The sequence below is a fragment of the Thermomonospora umbrina genome (genome assembly GCF_003386555.1).
Lineage (GTDB): Bacteria > Actinomycetota > Actinomycetes > Streptosporangiales > Streptosporangiaceae > Thermomonospora > Thermomonospora umbrina.
In genome coordinates, this window is record NZ_QTTT01000001.1 from 2,774,775 (window position 1) to 2,794,644 (window position 19,870).

Sequence of the window (19,870 nt, forward strand, 5' to 3'; positions counted from 1 at the left end):
CTACGGCGTCTTGTCGCCGATGTCGGTGAACTCCCTGGTGACCCGACGGTCCATGGCGCGGGCGAAGTGCTCGTCGGCCACCGTACGGGCGACCGGCCGCAGCCGTTCCACCGAGCGGGTGAGCCTGGCCAGCTCCGCCGGGGACGGCGAGGCGCCCAAGGGGTCGAGCAGGTGACGCCGCACCATCCGTACGAAGACGTACGCCATGCGGTCGAACGCGGCCTCCAGCTCCCACGTCACCGCCAGGATCTCCGAGAGCGGGATGCCCTCCTGCACCAGCGCCGCCGTGGCCTCCAGCAGTCGGGGGCTCCGGTGCCGGACCCTGTCGCCGTCCACCTCGAGGTAGCCCAGCTCCATCGCCTCGTCGACGACCTCCGGGGTGAGCTGGTCGCCGAACATCTCGGCCAACTCGTCCCGGGACAGCTCGACGGGCGTCTGCTCGCTCCAGGGGGCGGTCACCGCCCATTCGAAGCCGAGCAGCTCCCCGACGTCGCGGCCCTGCTCCCAGGCGGCCAGCAGTTCGTCGATGCCGTCGAGGCGGTAGCCCCGTTCGAGCAGCTCGGTGATGAGCCGGAGCCGTTCGAGATGGGCCGGCGAGTACAGGGCGACCCGTCCCTCGCGACGGGGCGGCGGCAGCAGGCGGCGTTCCTGGTAGTAGCGCAGCGTACGGACGGGGATCCCGGCCTCGTGAGCCAGTTCCTCGATCCGGTAGGACGTGGCCTCGCTCATCGGCCCACCGTACGGGAGCCGGCCGCCAGGGTCGCCAACCACGCGTGCAGGGCCATCTCCAGCTCCAGCCGCCGGTCGACGGCGTGCAGGTCGTCGCCGAAGAGGGCTTCGAGCTGGTTCATCCGGTAGCGGACCGTCTGCGGATGGACCTGCAGGGCCTGCGCGGTGTTCTTCACGTGGAAGCCGTGCTGCAGGCAGGCCAGCAGCGTGCCGCCCAGCCGTTCGGCCTCGCGGGGCCGCAGCTTGAGCAGCGGGGTCAGCCGCCGCGCCGCCATCATCCGGTGCAGCTCCTCGTTCTGGAACAGCACCAGCGACGGCAGGTGATCCGCCCATGAGATCGGTCCACGGACCGTGGGCCGCGCGATGATCCCGCGTTCGAGCAGCCCGAGCGTCTGGCGGGCCCAGCGCAGCGAGATCGCCCCCTCCTCGGCCGCGACCGTCGGCCCCACCACCGCGATCCACCGCTCGGGCGGCTCGGCCAGGAAGGGAAGACCGCCGGGCCGGTCCGGATCGGGCACGATGCCCCACGGAGCGGCCCCTCGATGGTCGGGGGCGTCCACCAACACGTCGGAGGGAAGGCCGGGGAAGGCGGGGTTCGCGTCGACCTCCCGGGGTGTGAACACCACGGCGGCCATGGTGCGCGGCAACGTCCAGTCCGCCTGGGCGGCCACGTCGGCGAGGGCCTCCGGGGTCAGCGGAGGGTCCATCGTGAGCAGCGACAGCAGCCGCGCCCGGTTCCGTCGCCGGTCCTCGCCCTGCCGCCCCAGCTCGCGGCGGTGCCCCTCGGCGGCCGCCGCCGCGAACTCGTCCAGCGCGGCGAACACCGCCTCCGCGAACGCCCGGTAGGCGCTGCGCGGCAGGCGGAGCCGTTCGGACTGCACGGACAGCCAGCGCAGCACCGCCCGGGCCCCCGCGCGCAGCGCGGCCTGGAACCGGTCCAGGGCGCGTCCGGCGCGGGCCTCCTCGGCCCCGGCGGCGGCGAAGCGGTCGATCAGGTGCTGGGGTCGGCGTGCGGCCGGGGCGCCCAGCAGCCCGGCGAACTCGGCCACCCCGCCGCGCACCGCCTCCACCATCGCCGCCCGCCGGTCGACGGCGTCGAGCCGGCCGAACTCGGGGACCTGCGCCTCGACCTCGCCGATGATCTCGATGGCGAGTTCCTGCTGGTGGCGGCGGAGCAGCGCGGCGGTCTCGGCGGGCACCAGGCTCCAGGGCGGTCTCGTCGCGTCACTCGTCACCGGTGCCATCAGTCTCCTAGTGCCGTGCGGCCCGGGTGAGGGTCAGGTATCCGTCCGGGCCGATGTGCCCGACGTCGCCGGTGCGCAGCCAGCCGTCGCGGAACCGTCCGGGGTCCTCGGCGCGGTAGTACGAGCCGGCGATCCACGGGCCGCGCACTTCGAGCTCCCCGACGCTCTCGCCGTCGTGGGGCAGCACCGACCCGTCGGGCGCGACGAGGCGCGCCTCGACCGGGCCCACGAACCGGCCCTGCGTCAGCCGATAGCCCCGGATCTCGTCGCCGAACGCGGTGACGGGAGGCCGGGCCACGGCCATCGCCCCCCACCTATGGAAGACCGGCACGAGCGTGATGCCGTGCTCGTCATAGGCGTCCATCAGCGAGGGCGCGCAGGAAACGCCGCCGACGGCCGCCTCGGTGAGGGAGGACAGCATCTCCAGGTGCGGCAGCAGCCCCTCCCAGACGTCGGACGTCCCCACGGCCAGGTTGGGGCGCGACGCCGCGGTGAACGCCGCCAACGCCGCCGGCTCCCGGAACCGGTCGGGCAGCGCGAGCGAGGCGCCGGTCAGGAACGCCGCGTACGGCAGCCCCCAGGCCGGCTCCTCGAACTGCGGAACGGCGACCAGCAGCCTGTCGTACTCCGACAGGCCGAGAACCCCGGGCATCGCCGACGTCATCGCGCGCAGAGAGATCGAGCGGTGATCGTGGACGACACCCTTCGGCTCGCCCGTACCGTCGGAGGCGTAGCAGAGGGCGGCGGCGCGACGTTCACCCGTTTCGGGCCAGTCGTAGGTGGCGGGGTGCCCGCCGAGCAGCGCGGCGTACTCGTGGAAGGTCACGCCCGCCGGGGCGGTGAGACCGGGGACGCCCGGCCCGTTGACGATGACGTGCTCGACGGTCTTCAGCGCGGGGAGCAGCGGCTCGAACACCGGCAGCAGCGCGCCGTCCACGATGACCACGCGGTCCTCGGCGTGATCGACGACGAACGCGATCTCGTCGCCGGGCCGCCGAACGTCGATCGGATGCAGCACCGCCCCCAGGCACGGGACGGCGAAGAACGCCTCCACGTGCTCGGCGTTGTCACCCATGAACGTGCCGACGCGGTCGCCCTCACCGACCCCGAGCCCGCGCAGCGCGTGCGCGAGCCGCGCCACGTTCACGCCGGTCTCCGCGAACGAGACGCGGCGGAACCCGCCCCGCGTGGCCGTGTCGATCGTGGCCGAGGCGTGCCGCTGGGTGCCGTGCCGGAGGAGCCGCCGGATCTCCAGCGGAACGTCCTGCATCGTGCTCGACATCATCGGCCGTCGGCGGCGGCGTTCTTGTCGTTGGCCGCGCCGCCGGCCCCGACCAGCCCGGTGTCGGCCCCGGCGGCGAGCCAGCGGGTCTCGAAGTCGCGCATCATGCGGCGGGCGTACTGGGTGACGACCACCGGGGCGAACGCCCGAACGGCCTGCATGGCGGGCAGCCAGCGCTGGCCGTACACGTGGGCCCGGCGGCGGATGACACCCTCGACGAGGCGGTCGACCGTGGACTCCAGCGGATAGGTGCGGTTGGCGGGGAACGGCATCCCGGCGCGCATCTCCCGCAGCACCTCGTTCTCGTCGGCGCCGCGCACCATGTCGGTGTCGGTCCAGCTCAGGTAGCCGATGCCGACGTCCACCCCGAACGCCGCGACCTCGGCGCGCAGGGAGTGGGCGAACGCCTCGACACCCGACTTGCTGGCGCAGTAGGCGGCCATCATCGGGGCGGCGAACAGCGCCGCCAGCGAGGCGACCTGGAAGTAGTAGCCGCGGCTCTCGCGGAGCGCGGGCATGAAGGCGCGGGCGGTGGCCACGCTGCCCAGCAGGTTGACCTCGATGACGCGGGAGAACGTGCGCGGGTCGGAGAACTGGACGGGCCCTCCGGTGGCGATGCCCGCGTTGGCGATGACGATGTCGACGCGGCCGTACCGTTCCTTCACGTCGGCGGCGACCTTCGCCATGGCGTCGTCGTCGGTGACGTCCACCTCCCACCAGCCCGCGTCCGGACCGCAGGAGGCGGCGACCTCGGCCAACTCGACGGGCTCCAGGCCGAGCAGCGCGACACGGGCGCCGCGTGCCGCCAGCCGCCTGGCCAGCAGCGCGCCGAGCCCTCGGGCGGCTCCGGTGACCACCACGACCCGTCCCGCGCTCGCGGTCCGTCCGCCTGCCTTCGCCATGGTGGGTCACCCTCTCTTTCCGCCGTGCACGTTGCCGGCTCTAGCCGGCATGGCGGCAGGGTAGACCATGGCTACTACCAGCGGGTAGCCCCTGGCGGAGCGTCCCTCCGCCACCCAGCGGGGTCGTGGGAGAGCAGGCTGTCCAACAACGCCAGGAGCACCTGCTTCACGGACTGCCGGTCGCGGGCGTCGCACGGCACCAGCGGCACGTCGGCGGACACCCCCAGGGCCTCGCGCACCTCCTCCAGGTCGAAATGGCGACCGTCGGGGAAATGGTTCACACCGACCACGAACGGGACCCCGGCCTCCTCGAAGAAGTCCACCGCCGGGTACGCGTGGTCGATCCGGCGGGTGTCCAGCAGCACCACCGAGCCCAGGGCCCCCACGATGAGGTCGTCCCACAGGAAGGCGAAGCGCTCCTGACCCGGAGTCCCGAACAGGTAGAGGATGACCTGATCGTCCAGGGTGATGCGGCCGAAGTCGAAGGCGACCGTCGTGGTCCTCTTCTGCTCGACGCCGCTCAGGTCGTCCACCCCGGCGGCGGCCTCGGTCATCGCCGCCTCGGTGGTGAGGGGCTCGATCTCGGAGACGGCGCCGACGAAGGTGGTCTTGCCGACGCCGAAGCCCCCCGACACGATGATCTTGGCGGCCACCACGGGCGCGGCGGTGGCGGTCTCAAAGTGCGCGGACACCCTCGCGAATCCTCTCCAGCAGGGCCCGCGACGGCAGGTCGCTCAGGCCGACGGGGTCGTGCACGGTCACCAGACGCTCGGCGATCAGGTCCGCGATCAGCACCCGGGCCACCCCGAGCGGCACCCCCAGCAGGGCCGCCAACTCCGCCACCGACAACGGACGACGACAGCTCAGCTCCACGATCCGGCGACGCTCGAAGCTCAGCGGCGCGGACAGCGCGGCGGGCAACGCGGTGATCAGGGCCTCCACGCGCAACCTCTCGTCGGTGGGCCGGGTCCGGCCGCCGGTCACCACGAAGGGCCGCACGAAGTGGCCGCCGTCGTCGCCGTTCGAGGCGGACGGGCCGCCGCTCACCGCAGGACCTCGCTCTTCAGCTCGGCCACGATCTGCGGCGTCAACAGGTCCCCGAACCGGTCGCACAGCACCGCGATCTCGTGCCCGATCAGCCCCAGGTCGCAGTCCGAGGTCGCCACCACGCCCAGACAGCTCCCGTCCGAGATCGCCGAGACCAGCAGGAAGCCCCGGCGCATCTCGATCATCACCAGCTTGAGCCCGTCGAACCCGTACTGTCGGGAGGCGCTGCGCGCCAGGCTGGTCACCCCGGAAACGATCGCCGCGAGCTGCTCGGCGCCCTCCCGGTCCAGCCCGTCCGACAGCGCCATCAGCAGCCCGTCGGACGACACCGCCACCGCCTCGGCGACCCCGTCGGTCTCGCGGACGAACCGGGCGAGCAGCCAGTTGAAGCTCTGCGTCTGGTGGATCTGGGTCATCGGCGAGGACCTCCTTCGTCATGCCCGGCCGCCGCCTGGGGCCCGGCCGGCTGGGAACCATTGCGCACCCCGTCCCGCAGGGCGTCCAACATCGACCGCACCTCATGGGGCGACCGGTCCCGCTGGGCCGACGGCGGCGCCGCGGGCCGAATCGGCCGCCGCAGCGCACCGCCGCCCTCTCTACGTCGCCGCTTCACCAGCCCGTTCTCCGTGGTCGCGGCGCCCTCCGCAACGACCCGCCCCACCGCACCCTCCCCGGAACGAGCCCTCACCCGCTCCGGGGACCCCCCGGGGCTCCCCATCCCCGGCGGGGGCGCGACACCGTTCGGGGGGTTGCGCGGCGTGGCACGGTCCAGGGCGATGCCGTTGGCGGGGGTCGGTGGGGAATGGCGGGTGGGGGGTGGGGGCTTGCCCGCGGGGGACGTCCCGGCCGTCGCGCCAGAACCGGACGGGGCGTCCGCCCGCGGAGTCTCCAAGAGGTCGGCCGGCAGGACGACCCGGGCGGTCACCCCGTTCAGGGGGGAGTCGTGCAGCCACACCTCGATGCCCAGTCGTTCGGCCAGGCGGCCCACGACGTAGTGGCCGAGGTCGCGGGTCGGGGCGACCAGGAAGCTCTGCTCGGCGCGCAGTCGGGCGTTGGCCGTGGCCAGGGCCTCGGGGGCCATGCCGACGCCCTGGTCGACGATGGCGATGTGGTAGCGGCCCGCGAACACGCGGCCCTGCACCTCGACGTCCTGGTCGGGCGGCGAGGAGATGAGGGCGTTCTCCACCAGTTCGGCCAGCAGGTGGGAGATCTCGGCGGCGGCCATCCCCCGGACGTCGGCGTCGTCGATGCGGCGCAGGACGACCCGCCGGTAGTCCTCCACCTCGCCGAGGGCCGCGCGCAGCACGTCGCCGACGCCCACGGTCCCCTTCCAGGGCCGGGGGCTGTGCTCGCCGACCAGCACGAGCAGGCTCTCGGCGTTGCGGCGCATCCGGGTGGCGAGGTGGTCCAGCTCGAACAGGTTCGCCAGCGCGTTGGGGTCGGCCTCCTCGCGTTCCAGGGCGCTGATGAAGCCGAGTTGGCGGCGGACCAGGTTCTGGTTGCGGCGGCCCAGGTTGGCCAGCGACTCGGCGGTGTTGTGCCGCAGCACCGCCTGCTCGACGGCCAGCCGCACGGCGGTCCGCTGCACGTCGTCCAGGGCCGTCGCGACCTCGGCGAACTCGTCCCGGCGGTGCGCCGCCGAGGACGGCGGCACGTCGATCACCACCGTGGCGGGGTCCTCGGCTGCGCGGATCCGGTCCACCGCGCCGGGCAGGCTCGTGGCGGCCACCTCCCGCGCGTCGGCGGTCAGCATCCGCAGCGGCCGGACGATGGAGCGGAACGTGTAGAGCCACAGCAGCAGCGCCAGCAGCACCGTCGCCGCCGCGCCCGCCGAGTACACGAGGAGCAGCCGGGTCGCCCGCTCGTCCACGGCGTGCGCCCGCCCTCGAACGTCCTCGCCGATGCCGCGCTGCACGGTCCGCTGGTCGTCCACCACGGTGGTCATCGCCGTCCACCAGCGCGGCGCCTCCACCCTGAGCCGGCCGCCCGACGCGCCCGCCAGCGCCCGTTCCTCGTACGCGGCGGCCAGTTCGGCCTGCGGGGTCCGCTGGGCGGCGTCGAGCTGGGCGGTCCGGCCGTCCACCGCCACCTGCCGGAACCGGACGAGGGCCGCCAGCCGGGCCGCGCGGGTCTCGGTGAACCGGCGGTAGTCGTCGGGCGTGAACCGACCCACCGCGAACACCCCGTTCAGGTGGCCGCGTTCGAGCGCCGTGGACTCCTTGGCGTCCCCGAGGACGTGCAGCGACTCCAGCCCGTCGCGCAGTCGCCGGTCGGGGAGCCGTTCCGGGACGCTCTGCCGGGCGGCGGCGCCCAGCGCGGTGATCGCGGTGGTGTAGAAGTCGAGCACCGTCGTCCGGGACGCGCGCCCGGCGTCCACGGCCGCGCGGACGGAGGCCAGCGTGTTCAGCCTGCCCAGCGCGGTGCGGATCTGATCGGCGCCCGCGTCGTCCGCCTCGACGAGCAGCGGGTCCAGCGCCGCCCGGCCCCGGTCGGAGACCTTCCGCTGGGCGACCACCTGAGGCCGGGAACGGGTGCCGCCCCCCAGCAGACCACTGGTCAGCCCGCGTTCCCGTTGCAACGCGTGGATCAGCTCCTGCGTGGAGAGCACCAACTCCACGTGCCCGACGACCGCCCGCGCCTCCCCGGCCACCCGCACCTGCGCGAACACCCCGACGCCCGCGAACGCCACGAGCATCACCGTCGGCACCGTGAGCACCAGCGCGAGCCGCGCCCGGATGGTCCTGGCCCGCGCGAACCGCCGCCGCCCACGCGTCAGCGGTTCGTCCACGGGCACGGGCCCGGTGTGCCGCCTGTTCGGTGCGCGGTGCCGTGGGCTCACGACCCCGCTCCAGACGCGACGCTCATCGTCAACCCCCCCGAAAGGCCGGACCGCAGTGATGGTCAAGGCCCGCAAGCTAGGGAGACGGCATTACGCCGGTATTGCCGTTCTGTGAGCGCGAGGTTCGGAGCGACTCACTGCGCGAACACGCGACGATGAAGGGGGACGCGGGGTGGCATTCCCTCGGACCGACCTCGGCCCGACCACGCCCCGCGTGCCGGCGCACACCGAACGGAGCATAACCCGGAGTCATCGCCCTGTCATTCACCGGATCGACCCGCCGTGATCCACCGTCCGGTGGACGCGCGCCCCATCGGTGGACTAGAGATGCGCACTATGACCGAACTGGTTCTCGGCCCCCTGCTCCGCCACGTCGGCGAGCGCACCGCGACCGTCTGGGTGGAGACCGACCGCCCCTGCGAGGTCGGCGTCCTCGGCGCCACGGCCGCGACGTTCACCGTGCACGGTCACCACTACGCCCTCGTGGAGGTCGACGGACTCGAACCCGGGTCGCGGACCCCGTACGAGGTGCTGCTCGACGGTCGGGTCGCGTGGCCCGAAGCGGGTGCGGAGGACTTTCCGCCCAGCGAGATCCGCACCCTCGCGCCCGGGGAACGGGTCCGGCTGTCGTTCGGGTCCTGCCGGCGCAGCCCCGACACGAAGGGCGTGCACGGCCATGACGCGCTGGCGGCGTTCGCGCGGCGGCTCGCCCAGCAGGCGGGCGAGTGGCCCACCGCGCTGCTGATGATCGGCGACCAGGTGTACGCCGACGAGTTGGGCGACGAGATCCGCGCGTTCATCCACGAGCGGCGCGGCCCCGACAGCGAGCCGCGCGACGAGGTGGCCGACTTCGAGGAGTACGCCCACCTGTACACGTTGGCGTGGCGGATGGACCCGGCGGTCCGCTGGCTGCTCTCCACCGTGGCGACGTACACGATCTTCGACGACCACGACGTGCGGGACGACTGGAACACCTCGCACACCTGGCGCGAGCAGGTGTGGGCGATGCCGTGGTGGCGCAAGCGGATCACCGGCGGCCTCGGCTCGTACTGGATCTACCAGCACCTCGGGAACCTCACCCCGCAGGAGCGGGCCGCCGACGAGTTGTACGCGGCGGTGCGGGCGGTCGCGGCGGAGGGCGGCGACGCGGGCGACCTGGTGGACGAGTTCGCCGAGCGGGCCGACAAGGATCCCGCGAAGTCCCGCTGGAGCTATGCGCACGACTTCGGCGACACGAGGCTGATCATGATCGACAGCCGCTGCTCCCGGCTGCTGACCGCCGACCGGCGCGCCATGCTCGACGACACCGAGCTGGCCTGGCTGGACGAGCAGTGCCGGGGCGACCGCGACCATCTGCTGATCGCCAGCTCACTGCCGTACCTGCTGCCGCGCGCCATCCACAACGCCGAGAACTGGAACGAGGCGGTGGCGGCCGGCGCGTGGGGCAAGGCCGGCGCCCGGTTCGGCGAGAAGGTGCGGCAGGCCGCCGACCTGGAGCACTGGGCCGCGTTCGAGAACTCGTTCCGGGCGGTGGCCGAGGACGTGGGCGCGGTGGCGCGCGGGGAGCGGGGGCGGGCCCCGGCCAGCGTCGCGTTCCTGTCCGGCGACGTCCATTACTCGTACCTGGCGCGGGTCACGGCCCCGACGACCGAGACGCCGATCTCGCAGGTGGTGTGCTCTCCACTGCGCAATCCGTTGGCGGGCAAGTTCCGGTGGGCCAACGTGGTGGCCTGTCGCAAGGGCACGGCGTGGCTGTTCCGGGGGCTCGCGGCGCTGGCCCGGGTGCCCAGGCCGCCGCTGCGGTGGCGGCTGACGGACGGTCCCTGGTTCGAGAACATGATCGCCACCATCGAGATCGACGGTCGCGACGCGCGGGTGGTCTGGGAGGCCGCGGGTCCGGGCGCCACCCTCGTCCGGCGTGCGTCGGCGCGCCTGTCGCGCCCGAATTCTTGAGTTCCCGTTAAGGAATCGGACAGCGGATTCCCTCTACCATCGAACGGGCCGTCGTCTCACCTTGTAAAGATCATGGAGAGCCGTTCCGGACGACCGGAACGGCTGGTAGCGTCCCGTCGCAATGCTCTGAGAGGGTCCCGTCATGAATCGGTGGCGAATCGCCGGATCGGCCGACGGCACTCGGGGCCTTCACTACGCTGGTGATGCCCCGGGTCCATCGCAGACCGGTGTCCGCCGAGGAGGATCATGGGCCTTCGACAGGGTCCCGCTCACGGAGTCGGCTGCCACTCCGGTCCCGAAGTGATGAAGGGCGGTGCGACATGGATCGCTGTGCGCTGTTCGTAGACGCCGGCTACCTGCTGGCGGACGGCGCGATGGCGGTGCATGGGACCCGCCATCGGGAGACGGTGTCCTGGGACTTCGGGGGGCTGCTCCAACTCCTGGGCAACCTCGGCCGTGAACGCACCGGCCTGCCGTTGCTGCGCTGCTATTGGTACGAGGCGACCGTCGAGGGGCGTCGCTCCCCCGAGCACGAGGCCCTCGCCGACCTGCCCGGCCTCAAACTCCGCCTCGGCCGGATCCGCCCGGGCCGCCGCGAGGGCGTGGACACCGAGATCCACCGTGACCTGATGGCCCTGGCCCGCAACGGCGCCATCGCCGACGCCGTGGTGGTCAGCGGCGACGAGGACCTCGCCCAGGTGATCTCCGACGCCCAGGACCTCGGCGTCCGCGTCACCGTGGTGCACGTCGCGGTGGACGGCAACTGGACGATCTCGCGGGTGCTGCGCCAGGAGTGCGACGACCTGATCGAGATCGGCTCCGGCCATCTGCGCCCGTACGTCAACCTGCTCAGCGGCCTCGACCAGGGCGGGGGCGGCTCGGTGTCGCCGCTGTCCAACGGACACGGCGCGAGCACCGGCGGCAGCATCGCACCGCTGTCGGCCGCGCCGCACAGCAGCCCGCCCCCCGGCTCGCCGATCACGGGCGCGCCCCAGGTCACGTCCTCGGGCACGCATGCGTCGCACTCATCGCACTCGACGCACTCATCGCACTCCACGGGAACGCACCCGACGGGGGCGCACTCCACGGGCGGCTCGTCGTCCTCCGGCTCCGGCACGGGGTCGGGCGGGGGCTCGACGTTCGGCTCGGGGCTCGGCAACGCGCTGCGCGGGTTGGGCTCCGCGTCGCTCGACCCGCCGTCCTCGAGCTCGGGGTCGTCCGGGTCGGCGTCCTCGCAGCACGGGTCGTCCTCCTCGCACGGGTCCACGCCCTCGCACGGGTCCGGCTCGACGTCGTCGCACGGACCCTCCTCGCACGGCCACACGTCGTCGCACAACCCCGGGTCCTCGCACGGGTCGCTGTTCGGCAGCGGGCTCGGCGGCTCCGGCGGCGCGTCCACCGGCCCGCAGATCCCACAGCCTTCGCCGCCGATGCAGTCCGCCCCGACGCCGTCCTCGTCGCCGGGCGCCGGCTCGCACTACGTGCCGTCGTCGCACGCCGGGCCGACCGGCCCCCAGCACATCCCGCAGTCGTCGCCGCCGCAGCACGGCCCCTACACGGGCCCCCAGCAGATCGCCCCGCTCCCGGTGCCGGTGCAGCAGAGCACGCCCACGCTGTCGGACGCGGTGAAGGCCGCCCACAACGAGGGGCAGGACTTCGGCGAGTCGGTCGCCAGGGACGCGCCCGCCCTCTGGCTGGAGGCGGTGCTGGCCCGCAAGCCCCGCATGCCCTCCGACCTGGAGGCCCGGCTGCTGCAGGGGTCCTCCCTGCCGATCGACTTCCTGCTGCACGACGAGGTCCGGCACGCCCTGCGCCGCGGCTTCTGGGACGCCCTCGAACGCTCCCGGCGCTAGCCGTCCCCGGGTTTCGGTCCATCGCGGCCGGTCACCGGGCATACACGAATCCCATTCGCGATCATCCGCAAATACGCCGCTTCGGGGGCCGACCGGCGGGTAGCGTTGAACCGTGACGCATGTGACGGAAGACGATCTCGACGATCTGGAGTTCGACACCCTGCGCACTGGCGATCACACGTCGGCCGCGCGGCGCCTGTCCGAGCTGGCGGCGTCGGTGTCCGGCGGTGTCTCCCGGGCCAAGGTGCTGCTGCGCGCCGGGGAGCAGTGGCAGCACGCGGGCGACCACGACAAGGCGGCCGAGGTGTACCGCCAGGCGATCGAGGACGGCGGGGAGGCCTACGGCGACCCCCGCGCCTACCTCGCCGACGCGCTCTTCGAACTCGGCGAACGCGACCAGGCCCGCGCCCTGATCGAGCAGATCCACAAGGACCGCCCCACCGACCCCGAGGTCTACCGGACGGTCGCCGAGGTGCTCTACGCGCAGGGCGACATGACCGGCGCGTACGACTGGGCGACGGCGGGCGCGGACGTGGTGCTGGCGCTGCGCGAGCAGGGTGTCACGGTCCCGGACGACCCGGGCGATCTGGACGATGCCGACGACCTCGCGATCGCCGAGGACAGCCTGGAGGCCCTCCTCCGGCTGCGCTACCGGGCCAGGATCGACCTCGGCAGGCCGGAGGACGACTACGACGCGATGCTGGACGACCTGCTCAAGGCGTAGCGGCCCCCCGGTCACAGGGCCGCGACGAGGTCGCGCAGCGCCCGGGCGACCGTCGCGCCCTCCGCGCCGGCTCCCGTCCTGACCTGCCAGCCCCGCAGCCGCGCCTGCCGTACGGGCGGGCCGTGCTCCTCGGCGGTGCCGAGGTAGCCGCACGGGGCCTCCGGCCAGTCCGCGGGCACCGGCGCGTCGTCCTCCTGCCCGTTCACGTTCGCGGGCCCGTGTCCGTGCGCGTGGTCGTCCGCCGGACGACGGTGCACGGGAAGGTCGGCGTCCACGAACACGTAGCCCCCCACGGGGCGGTGCGCGGCGCGCTGGGCGGCGGCGACCGCCGGCAGCAGCGGGCCCGCCGCGCCGTGGCCGACCAGCACCAGCGGCACCGCGGGCCCGGCGGCGGCGATCACCAGCGAGGCCCGGGCCACGTAACGCATCCCGCCGCCCTCCCTGATGTCCGGCGCGATCACGTCGAGGCCGTACGCGCGCAGCAGTTCGGGGACGTCGCCCCAGTCGCCGGCGGTGGCGCGGGGCGGATGCAGGAGGATCAGCGACCCGGGCGTCATGGCGCCACCCGGTCCGAGTGCGGCATCCGACGAAGGTACACCGCGGAGATCCCTCGCGACACGCGCCGACTAGGGTTGGCGACCGTGAGCGACCGCGAAGAACTGCTGCAACAGATCAAGAAGAAGGCCGTGGTGCACGGCGAGGTCACCCTGTCGTCCGGACGGCGTGCGAACTGGTACGTGGACCTGCGACGGGTGACGCTGGACGGCCGGGCCGCCCCGCTCGTCGGCCGGGTGATGCTGGACCTGACCGCCGACCTGGAGTACGACGCCGTCGGCGGGCTGACCCTGGGGGCCGACCCGGTGGCCACCGCGATGCTGCACGCCGCCCACGCCCGGGGTCGCGAACTCGACGCGTTCGTGGTCCGCAAGGCCGACAAGACCCACGGGCTCCAGCGCCGCATCGAGGGCCCCGACGTCGCGGGCCGCCGGGTGCTGGCCGTCGAGGACACCTCCACCACCGGCGGCTCGGTGCTGACGGCCGTGGAGGCGCTGCGCGCGGCGGGCGCCGACGTCGTCGGGGTGGCGACCATCGTCGAGCGGGGGGCCGCCGACCGGATCCGCGCCGAGGGCCTGGACTATCGCGCCGCCTATGAGGTCGCCGACCTGGGCGTCGGCTGACGTCCGCCCGGCCGGACGGGGGTCACCGGATGGGGACCACCCACTCGCCCCGTCCGCCGTCGACGTCCTCCTGCAACGTTCCGTAGATCCTGACCTCGACGGAGGCGGAGTTGGTGACGACGACGTCCAGCGGGGCCGTGTCGTAGCGGCGGGTCTCGCCGGTGGCGAGCACCCCCCGCTGCAGGACGGCCCCGCGGCTGCCGGACTCCTTGACGAAGACGCTGGTGGGCTGGCCCACCACTCTGATCTCCAACGGAGGAGCCGACGCGGACGTCGTCTCGGGGGGGCTCTCGGGTTCCTGCGACGGATGCACGGTCATGGACGGCGCCGGGCCGGGGCCCGTCGATTCCGAGGTGAGCGCGTTCACCAACGCCACCCCGCCGACCACGACAAGAGTCAGTGCCGCTGCCACGCCGAGTGCCGCGAAGAGTATGCGCGCGAGACCCCTAGGGTCCGACCGGTGACGTCCCACATGGGGAGGTTAGCGAGAACTGTCACCGCTCAGCGACGGTCGTGACTCTTCAGAGGCATTCTTGTTGGCGCCGGACCGGTTCGCGCGACGTCCCTTCATGATCTCCCGGACGATGGGGATCACCGAAAGCAGGACGATCACTGCGATTCCGGGCAGGATGTAGGCCTCGATGTTCGGGATCTGCGAACCGAGGAAGTGACCGAGCAGGAACAGCCCGTCGGTCCACAGGATGCCGCCGATCACGTTCCACACGAAGAACCTGCGGGCGTCCATGCCCAGCATCCCGGCCAGCGGGTTGAGGAACGTCCGCACGATCGGGATGAACCGGGCCAGCACCACGGCCTTGGCCGGGCCGAACTTGAGGAAGTAGTGCTCGGCCTTGTCCACCCACTCCTGGCGGAAGATCTTGGAGTCCGGGCGCTCGAACAGCTTGCGCCCGTATCTGGCGCCGATCCAGTGGCCGAGCTGTGCGCCCACGATCGCGCAGACCGGGCCGCCGATCAGGAGCACCGTCAGCGACAGCGGACGGTCGAGCCCGATCTCCGAGGCGGCCGACCCCACGGTGAAGATGCCCGCCGCGAACAGCAGCGAGTCTCCCGGCAGGACACAGCCGAACAGCAGCCCCGTCTCCGCGAAGATGATGGCCAGAATGCCCACCACCCCGAACGTGACGATCAGGGATTCCGGGTTGAGGAAGTTCACCGCGAGTTCCACAGGGCGAGCTTATCCGTCCGACGCGGCCGTTTCCGCCCGAAGCGGTATACCCCCGTACCCCCGGTTCTCCCGTTCCCCCCGCTCACCTGGGGCTCCGGGAGCGGTCCAGCAGGCCCCGGGGTGGCCTCCGCGGTGCTCTCCGGGATACTGGGCGTAAGGCCGGCGGTGGCGTACCCCCGACGGGGCGGGTGCCGGTCACAGGGCCGGTCATGGCACCTCGCCGCGGACAACGGACATCCGTGAAGAAAGGACGTTCACAATGCCCATCGCGACCCCTGAGGTCTACGCGGAGATGCTCGACCGCGCCAAGCAGGACGGCTTCGCCTTCCCCGCCATCAACGTGACCTCGAGCCAGACCCTGAACGCCGCGCTGCGCGGCTTCGCCGAGGCGGAGAGCGACGGCATCATCCAGGTGTCCACCGGAGGGGCCGAGTACCTGTCCGGCTCCACCGTCAAGGACATGGTGGTCGGCTCCGTGGCCTTCGCCGAGTACGCGCGGGTCGTCGCCGCCGAATACCCGGTGAACATCGCGCTGCACACCGACCACTGCCCCAAGGACAAGCTCGACGGCTTCATGCGCCCGCTGGTGAAGATCTCCCAGGAGCGGGTGGCGCGGGGCGAGCAGCCGCTGTTCCAGTCGCACATGTGGGACGGCTCGGCCGTGCCGCTCGACGAGAACCTGCGGATCGCCGCCGAACTCCTGGAGCAGTGCGCGCAGGCGCGCGTGATCATGGAGATGGAGATCGGCGTCGTCGGCGGCGAGGAGGACGGCGTCGCCCACGAGATCAACGAGAAGCTCTACACCACCACCGGCGACGCGCTGGCCACCGCCGAGGCCGTCGGGGTGGGCGAGCGGGGCCGCTACATCCTGGCGGCCACGTTCGGGAACGTGCACGGCGTCTACAAGCCGGGCGCGGTCAAGCTCCGGCCGGAGGTCCTCAAGGAGATCCAGGACGCGGTCGGCTCCAAGTACGGCAAGGACAAGCCGTTCGACCTGGTCTTCCACGGCGGCTCGGGCTCGTCGCAGGCGGAGATCCGCGAGGCCATCTCCTACGGCGTCATCAAGATGAACATCGACACCGACACCCAGTACGCCTTCACCCGGCCGATCGCCGACCACATGCTGCGCCACTACGACGGCGTGCTGAAGATCGACGGCGAGGTCGGCAACAAGAAGCAGTACGACCCACGCTCGTACGGCAAGGCCGGCGAGACCGCCATGGCCGCGCGCATCGTCACCGCGTGCGAGGACCTGATGTCCGCGGGCAAGAAGCTCAAGTAGTCGGTCCGTCGTCGCGTCGGGCCCGCGGCCGCACCGCGGCGGGCCCGGCGTTTCTTCACGCAACGCGGGTAGCCTCGTAGTGTGTTGCCCCGCACGTACGACTCGCAGAACTGCTCGATCGCCCGCTCCCTGGAGATCGTCGGCGATCGCTGGACGCTCCTGGTGATCCGCACCGCCTTCGAGGGCGTCCGTCGCTTCGACGACTTCGCCGATCACCTGGGCATGGCCCGCAACGTGCTGGCCGACCGGCTCAACCGGCTGTGCGAGGAGGGCATCCTCCGCCGCCACCGCTACCAGGAACGGCCCGAGCGCTTCGAGTACCGGTTGACGCGCAAGGGCGTCGAGCTGTGGCCCACGATGATGAGCCTGCTCAAGTGGGGCGACCGCCACTACGCCGAGAACGGCCCTCCGGCGATCATCTCCCACCGGGGCTGCGGCGGATCCCTCACCGAGCAACTCACCTGTGACGCCTGTGGCGTCTCTCTGGGCCCCGGGGACGTCGAGCCCCTCCCCGGCCCGGGCGCGGTCCCCCTCGGCCGCTGACGGCCGCTCGGCGGGGTTTCTCGTCTCCGGTGGACAAAGGTCGCCGCGGATCCGTGCGGGCAGTGGGTTGCTTCATGAAACTTGATGCGCTCCAATGGATTTCATGACGCTACTCATCGAGGAGCCGGTGTCACCGGCCCTGGTGCGGGTCCGCCCGTACGGCATCACCGACGCCCCCCGGCTGCGCCGGATGTCCGACCTGATGTCGGCGCACAGCCTCTACAGCCGGTTCTTCACCGGCACCCCGCGCATCCCGGAGATGTACGTCCGACGGCTGGACGACTTCGACCACTGGGACCGGGAGGCCCTGGTGGCGCTGGCCGGCGACGCGATGGTCGGCGTCGCCGAGTACGTGCGCGACCCCGTCGACCCGGCCCGCGCCGATCTGGGCGTGATGGTCGCCGACCCCTGGCGTCGGCTCGGGATGGCCCGGATGCTGGTGACCTCGCTCGCCGACACCGCGTCCCGGCGCGGGATCGGCGCGTTCACCGCCGACGTCCTGCCGGACAACGCCCCGGCGATCTCGGCCCTCCGACAGGGCTGGCCCCTGGTGCGGCCCCGGCCCGCCGACGGCATGGTCGCCTTCACCCTGCCGCTCCCGCCTTCCCTCGCCTCCTGACCGGTGGGCCGGAAGATCTACCATGGCGACCATGACGAACCTGCTCGGCGGACCGCCGCCCACCGAACTGCCGGACAACACCGACGCCCGGGAGGCGCTGGAGAGCGGTGTCGACCCGGTGGAGGTCGCCGCCAAGCACCCGACGCACTCCGGCGCGTGGGCGGCCCTCGCCGACCGCGCGTTCGAGAACGGCAACGTGATCGAGTCGTACGCGTACGCCCGGACCGGCTACCACCGTGCCCTGGACCAGCTTCGCCGCTCCGGCTGGAAGGGGCATGGCCCGGTGCCCTGGGAGCACGAGCCCAACCGCGGCTTCCTGCGCGCCCTGAACGCCCTCGGCCGCGCCGCCGCCGCGATCGGCGAGGACGAGGAGGCCGAACGCTGCCGCGCCTTCCTGCGCGACAGCAGCCCCACGGCGGCCGACACCCTGTCGTAGGGGCCGCGGGCGCCGCCACGGCGACAGGGCGTCCACCGCGGCGGCGCCGTCGAACTACCGGTCGCCCTCCGGCACCGCCCCGTCGACCTCCCGGGGGGTGGGCCGTTTCCCGGACGAGCATCGGACCCGCCGACATCGCTCGTTCCGGACCGTGTTCGGGACGAGCGGTCCCGTCAGTCCGGCGAGGGCCAGCGTGCGCACGGCGACCGCGGACAGGCCGACGGCGGAGAGGGCGGGACGTGGTCCTGACATGGGGAGTTCCTTTCCTTGTCCTCGATCGGCCCGGCGACTACGGTGGGCAAAATTACCATCGCTATCAGTAACCACCACGACGCCTTACCGTTTCTTGACGAGCGCCTGGAAATCCCTCCCATGATCGGTCGCAGGCCCCCGTGGCATCCGAGGCGGAACAGGTCAGCGCCCTGATCACGACGGCATCGGCGGAGCGGCACGGTTTCCCGTCGGGCCGTCTCCGGGTACGATTTGCACGCAAGAGGCCCCTTCGCGCTTGCGATCAGGGGCCTTCGTCATGAGAGGGATGTGGCCGTCGCCGCGCCGCAGCGTCGCGCTGTGCCACGCGGGAAGGAATGCCTGATGCCTGCCATCGTGCTTGTCGGAGCTCACCGGGCGGACCCGTGGGGACGAGGGCGAGAGCACAGCGCCGCGCAGCCGCACCGCATCTCGGGGAGGGACGCCTGATGCCGGGCATCGTGCTCGTGGGCGCCCAGTGGGGCGACGAGGGTAAGGGCAAGGCCACCGACCTGCTCGGCGAGGACGTCGACTACGTCGTCCGCTATCAGGGCGGCAACAACGCCGGGCACACCGTGGTCATCGGCGACAAGAGCTACGCGCTGCACCTGCTGCCCTCGGGGGTGCTGTCCCCCGGTGTGGTGCCGGTGATCGGCAACGGCGTGGTCATCGACCCGGGCGTGCTGCTCGGCGAGATCGACGGCCTGGCCGAGCGCGGCATCTCCTGCGAGCGCCTGCTGATCTCGGCCAACGCGCACCTGATCATGCCCCACCACCGGGCCCTCGACAAGGTGACCGAGCGGTACCTCGGCAAGGCCCGGATCGGCACCACCGGCCGGGGCATCGGCCCCACCTACGCCGACAAGATCAACCGGATGGGTGTCCGGGTGCAGGACCTGTTCGACCCCAACATCCTCACCCAGAAGCTGGACCTGTCGCTCCGCGAGAAGAACCAGGTCCTCACCAAGGTCTACAACCGCCGACGGATCGAGACCGGCCCCATCGTCGAGGAGTACCTGACCTACGGCGAGCGGCTGCGGCCCTACGTCGCCGACACCACGCTGATCCTCAACCAGGCCCTGGAGGACGGCAAGGTCGTGCTGCTGGAGGGCGCCCAGGGCACCCTGCTGGACATCGACCACGGCACCTACCCGTTCGTGACCTCCTCCAGCCCCACCGCCGGCGGCGCCTGCGCGGGCTCCGGCGTCGGTCCCACCCGGATCACCCGGGTGATCGGCATCATCAAGGCGTACACGACACGCGTGGGCTCTGGACCGTTCCCCACCGAGCTGCTCGACGAGATGGGCGAGTACCTGCGCAAGACCGGCGGCGAGTACGGCGTCACCACCGGGCGCGACCGCCGTTGCGGCTGGTTCGACGCGGTGATCGCCCGGTACGCCACCCGGGTCAACGGCGTCACCGACTACTTCCTCACCAAGCTGGACGTGCTGTCCGGTCTGGAGCGGGTGCCGGTCTGCGTGGCGTACGAGATCGACGGCGTCCGGGTCGACGAGATGCCCGCCTCGCAGACCGAGTTCCACCACGCCAAGCCGATCCTGGAGTACTTCGACGGCTGGAAGGAGGACATCTCGGGCGCCAAGACGTTCGAGGACCTCCCCCCGAACGCGCAGGCGTACGTCCGCGCGGTCGAGAAGCTGTCCGGCGCGCAGATCTCCGCCATCGGCGTGGGCCCCGGCCGCGACCAGACGCTGTCCCTGCGCCCCCTCGTCTGACACCCGCCGAGCGAACGCCGTCGTGCCTCCACCCCGGCACGGCGGACCCGCTCCACGCCTCGTCCAGCGGC

21 protein-coding genes are annotated in these 19,870 nt (G+C 72.4%); 9 read left to right on the forward strand and 12 right to left on the reverse strand.

The window, feature by feature from the left end:
- From DFJ69_RS12285 to DFJ69_RS12320, 8 genes are all read right to left on the reverse strand, one after another.
- The gene (locus DFJ69_RS12285) at positions 1 to 729 is read right to left on the reverse strand and encodes a MerR family transcriptional regulator (RefSeq protein WP_116022602.1); all 729 of its coding nucleotides are present in this window, start codon (positions 727 to 729) and stop codon (positions 1 to 3) included.
- A complete protein-coding gene (locus tag DFJ69_RS12290) occupies positions 726 to 1,973 on the reverse strand; it encodes a PucR family transcriptional regulator (RefSeq protein WP_116022603.1) in 1,248 nt (415 codons plus the stop codon). The genes DFJ69_RS12285 and DFJ69_RS12290 overlap by 4 nt, the downstream gene beginning before the upstream one ends.
- A gap of 7 nt (positions 1,974 to 1,980) precedes the next feature.
- On the reverse strand, positions 1,981 to 3,243 hold the full coding sequence (locus tag DFJ69_RS12295) for an AMP-binding protein (RefSeq protein ID WP_170177628.1): 1,263 nt from the start codon (positions 3,241 to 3,243) through the stop codon (positions 1,981 to 1,983).
- A gap of 11 nt (positions 3,244 to 3,254) precedes the next feature.
- Positions 3,255 to 4,157, reverse strand: a complete 903-nt coding sequence (locus tag DFJ69_RS12300) for an SDR family oxidoreductase (RefSeq protein ID WP_116022605.1) — start codon at positions 4,155 to 4,157, stop codon at positions 3,255 to 3,257.
- A 74-nt stretch (positions 4,158 to 4,231) separates the two neighbouring features.
- Positions 4,232 to 4,849: a GTP-binding protein gene (locus DFJ69_RS12305; RefSeq protein ID WP_116022606.1), complete on the reverse strand. Its 618-nt coding sequence runs from the start codon at positions 4,847 to 4,849 to the stop codon at positions 4,232 to 4,234.
- Positions 4,833 to 5,204 carry a DUF742 domain-containing protein gene (locus DFJ69_RS12310; RefSeq protein WP_116022607.1) on the reverse strand — a complete coding sequence of 124 codons (372 nt, stop codon included), beginning with the start codon at positions 5,202 to 5,204 and terminating at the stop codon, positions 4,833 to 4,835. The genes DFJ69_RS12305 and DFJ69_RS12310 overlap by 17 nt, the downstream gene beginning before the upstream one ends.
- Entirely contained in the window at positions 5,201 to 5,620 is a 420-nt protein-coding gene (locus DFJ69_RS12315) for a roadblock/LC7 domain-containing protein (RefSeq protein ID WP_116022608.1), read from the reverse strand. The genes DFJ69_RS12310 and DFJ69_RS12315 overlap by 4 nt, the downstream gene beginning before the upstream one ends.
- A complete protein-coding gene (locus DFJ69_RS12320; protein WP_116022609.1) occupies positions 5,617 to 7,998 on the reverse strand; it encodes a sensor histidine kinase in 2,382 nt (793 codons plus the stop codon). The genes DFJ69_RS12315 and DFJ69_RS12320 overlap by 4 nt, the downstream gene beginning before the upstream one ends.
- 381 nt (positions 7,999 to 8,379) lie before the next feature.
- Between DFJ69_RS12320 and DFJ69_RS12325 the strand changes: the two genes are divergently transcribed.
- The 3 genes from DFJ69_RS12325 (at position 8,380) to DFJ69_RS12335 (ending at position 12,573) form a co-directional block, all read left to right on the forward strand.
- Positions 8,380 to 9,996 (forward strand): DUF7800 domain-containing protein, encoded by a 1,617-nt coding sequence (locus DFJ69_RS12325; protein WP_116022610.1) that lies wholly within the window; start codon positions 8,380 to 8,382, stop codon positions 9,994 to 9,996.
- A gap of 320 nt (positions 9,997 to 10,316) precedes the next feature.
- The gene (locus DFJ69_RS12330; RefSeq protein WP_116022611.1) at positions 10,317 to 11,849 is read left to right on the forward strand and encodes an NYN domain-containing protein; all 1,533 of its coding nucleotides are present in this window, start codon (positions 10,317 to 10,319) and stop codon (positions 11,847 to 11,849) included.
- A gap of 112 nt (positions 11,850 to 11,961) precedes the next feature.
- Complete coding sequence (locus tag DFJ69_RS12335; protein ID WP_245974282.1) at positions 11,962 to 12,573, forward strand: tetratricopeptide repeat protein; 612 nt, start codon at positions 11,962 to 11,964, stop codon at positions 12,571 to 12,573.
- Positions 12,574 to 12,584: 11 nt separating this feature from the next.
- Here DFJ69_RS12335 and DFJ69_RS12340 read toward each other — a convergent pair whose 3' ends face one another.
- Complete coding sequence (locus DFJ69_RS12340) at positions 12,585 to 13,130, reverse strand: hypothetical protein (protein WP_245974284.1); 546 nt, start codon at positions 13,128 to 13,130, stop codon at positions 12,585 to 12,587.
- An 84-nt stretch (positions 13,131 to 13,214) separates the two neighbouring features.
- Between DFJ69_RS12340 and pyrE the strand changes: the two genes are divergently transcribed.
- Positions 13,215 to 13,751 carry an orotate phosphoribosyltransferase gene (gene pyrE / locus DFJ69_RS12345; protein WP_116026583.1) on the forward strand — a complete coding sequence of 179 codons (537 nt, stop codon included), beginning with the start codon at positions 13,215 to 13,217 and terminating at the stop codon, positions 13,749 to 13,751.
- Positions 13,752 to 13,773: 22 nt separating this feature from the next.
- On the opposite strand, the gene DFJ69_RS12350 is transcribed toward pyrE, so the two are convergent.
- Together DFJ69_RS12350 and DFJ69_RS12355 are read right to left on the reverse strand one after the other, a co-directional pair.
- The gene (locus DFJ69_RS12350) at positions 13,774 to 14,163 is read right to left on the reverse strand and encodes a hypothetical protein (protein WP_245974286.1); all 390 of its coding nucleotides are present in this window, start codon (positions 14,161 to 14,163) and stop codon (positions 13,774 to 13,776) included.
- A gap of 69 nt (positions 14,164 to 14,232) precedes the next feature.
- Positions 14,233 to 14,937 (reverse strand): DedA family protein, encoded by a 705-nt coding sequence (locus DFJ69_RS12355; RefSeq protein WP_170177629.1) that lies wholly within the window; start codon positions 14,935 to 14,937, stop codon positions 14,233 to 14,235.
- A 259-nt stretch (positions 14,938 to 15,196) separates the two neighbouring features.
- Between DFJ69_RS12355 and fbaA the strand changes: the two genes are divergently transcribed.
- From fbaA to DFJ69_RS12375, 4 genes are all read left to right on the forward strand, one after another.
- Complete coding sequence (gene fbaA / locus DFJ69_RS12360) at positions 15,197 to 16,219, forward strand: class II fructose-bisphosphate aldolase (protein WP_116022614.1); 1,023 nt, start codon at positions 15,197 to 15,199, stop codon at positions 16,217 to 16,219.
- A gap of 81 nt (positions 16,220 to 16,300) precedes the next feature.
- The gene (locus DFJ69_RS12365; RefSeq protein WP_116022615.1) at positions 16,301 to 16,762 is read left to right on the forward strand and encodes a winged helix-turn-helix transcriptional regulator; all 462 of its coding nucleotides are present in this window, start codon (positions 16,301 to 16,303) and stop codon (positions 16,760 to 16,762) included.
- Positions 16,763 to 16,865: 103 nt separating this feature from the next.
- Positions 16,866 to 17,381, forward strand: coding sequence for a GNAT family N-acetyltransferase (locus tag DFJ69_RS12370; RefSeq protein WP_245974287.1), 516 nt, complete (start codon positions 16,866 to 16,868; stop codon positions 17,379 to 17,381).
- 22 nt (positions 17,382 to 17,403) lie between these two features.
- Entirely contained in the window at positions 17,404 to 17,817 is a 414-nt protein-coding gene (locus tag DFJ69_RS12375; RefSeq protein WP_116022617.1) for a DUF3151 domain-containing protein, read from the forward strand.
- Between the two features lie 54 nt (positions 17,818 to 17,871).
- Here DFJ69_RS12375 and DFJ69_RS12380 read toward each other — a convergent pair whose 3' ends face one another.
- Positions 17,872 to 18,069: a hypothetical protein gene (locus DFJ69_RS12380; RefSeq protein WP_116022618.1), complete on the reverse strand. Its 198-nt coding sequence runs from the start codon at positions 18,067 to 18,069 to the stop codon at positions 17,872 to 17,874.
- A gap of 446 nt (positions 18,070 to 18,515) precedes the next feature.
- On the opposite strand from DFJ69_RS12380, the gene DFJ69_RS12385 reads away from it, so the two are divergent.
- Positions 18,516 to 19,799, forward strand: a complete 1,284-nt coding sequence (locus DFJ69_RS12385) for an adenylosuccinate synthase (RefSeq protein ID WP_116022619.1) — start codon at positions 18,516 to 18,518, stop codon at positions 19,797 to 19,799.
- Positions 19,800 to 19,870: the final 71 nt, after the last annotated feature.

Bases quoted from the DNA above. Each gene is read 5' to 3' on its own strand.
- DFJ69_RS12295 (WP_170177628.1), bottom strand. From the start codon at position 3,243: ATGCAGGACGTTCCGCTGGAGATCCGGCGGCTCCTCCGGCACGGCACC.
- DFJ69_RS12315 (WP_116022608.1), bottom strand. From the start codon at position 5,620: ATGACCCAGATCCACCAGACGCAGAGCTTCAACTGGCTGCTCGCCCGG.
- DFJ69_RS12330 (WP_116022611.1), top strand. From the start codon at position 10,317: ATGGATCGCTGTGCGCTGTTCGTAGACGCCGGCTACCTGCTGGCGGAC.
- DFJ69_RS12375 (WP_116022617.1), top strand. From the start codon at position 17,404: ATGGCGACCATGACGAACCTGCTCGGCGGACCGCCGCCCACCGAACTG.
- DFJ69_RS12285 (WP_116022602.1), bottom strand. From the start codon at position 729: ATGAGCGAGGCCACGTCCTACCGGATCGAGGAACTGGCTCACGAGGCC.
- DFJ69_RS12380 (WP_116022618.1), bottom strand. From the start codon at position 18,069: ATGTCAGGACCACGTCCCGCCCTCTCCGCCGTCGGCCTGTCCGCGGTC.
- DFJ69_RS12340 (WP_245974284.1), bottom strand. From the start codon at position 13,130: ATGACGCCCGGGTCGCTGATCCTCCTGCATCCGCCCCGCGCCACCGCC.
- fbaA (WP_116022614.1), top strand. From the start codon at position 15,197: ATGCCCATCGCGACCCCTGAGGTCTACGCGGAGATGCTCGACCGCGCC.
- DFJ69_RS12325 (WP_116022610.1), top strand. From the start codon at position 8,380: ATGACCGAACTGGTTCTCGGCCCCCTGCTCCGCCACGTCGGCGAGCGC.
- DFJ69_RS12300 (WP_116022605.1), bottom strand. From the start codon at position 4,157: ATGGCGAAGGCAGGCGGACGGACCGCGAGCGCGGGACGGGTCGTGGTG.
- DFJ69_RS12290 (WP_116022603.1), bottom strand. From the start codon at position 1,973: ATGGCACCGGTGACGAGTGACGCGACGAGACCGCCCTGGAGCCTGGTG.
- DFJ69_RS12385 (WP_116022619.1), top strand. From the start codon at position 18,516: ATGCCGGGCATCGTGCTCGTGGGCGCCCAGTGGGGCGACGAGGGTAAG.
- DFJ69_RS12370 (WP_245974287.1), top strand. From the start codon at position 16,866: ATGACGCTACTCATCGAGGAGCCGGTGTCACCGGCCCTGGTGCGGGTC.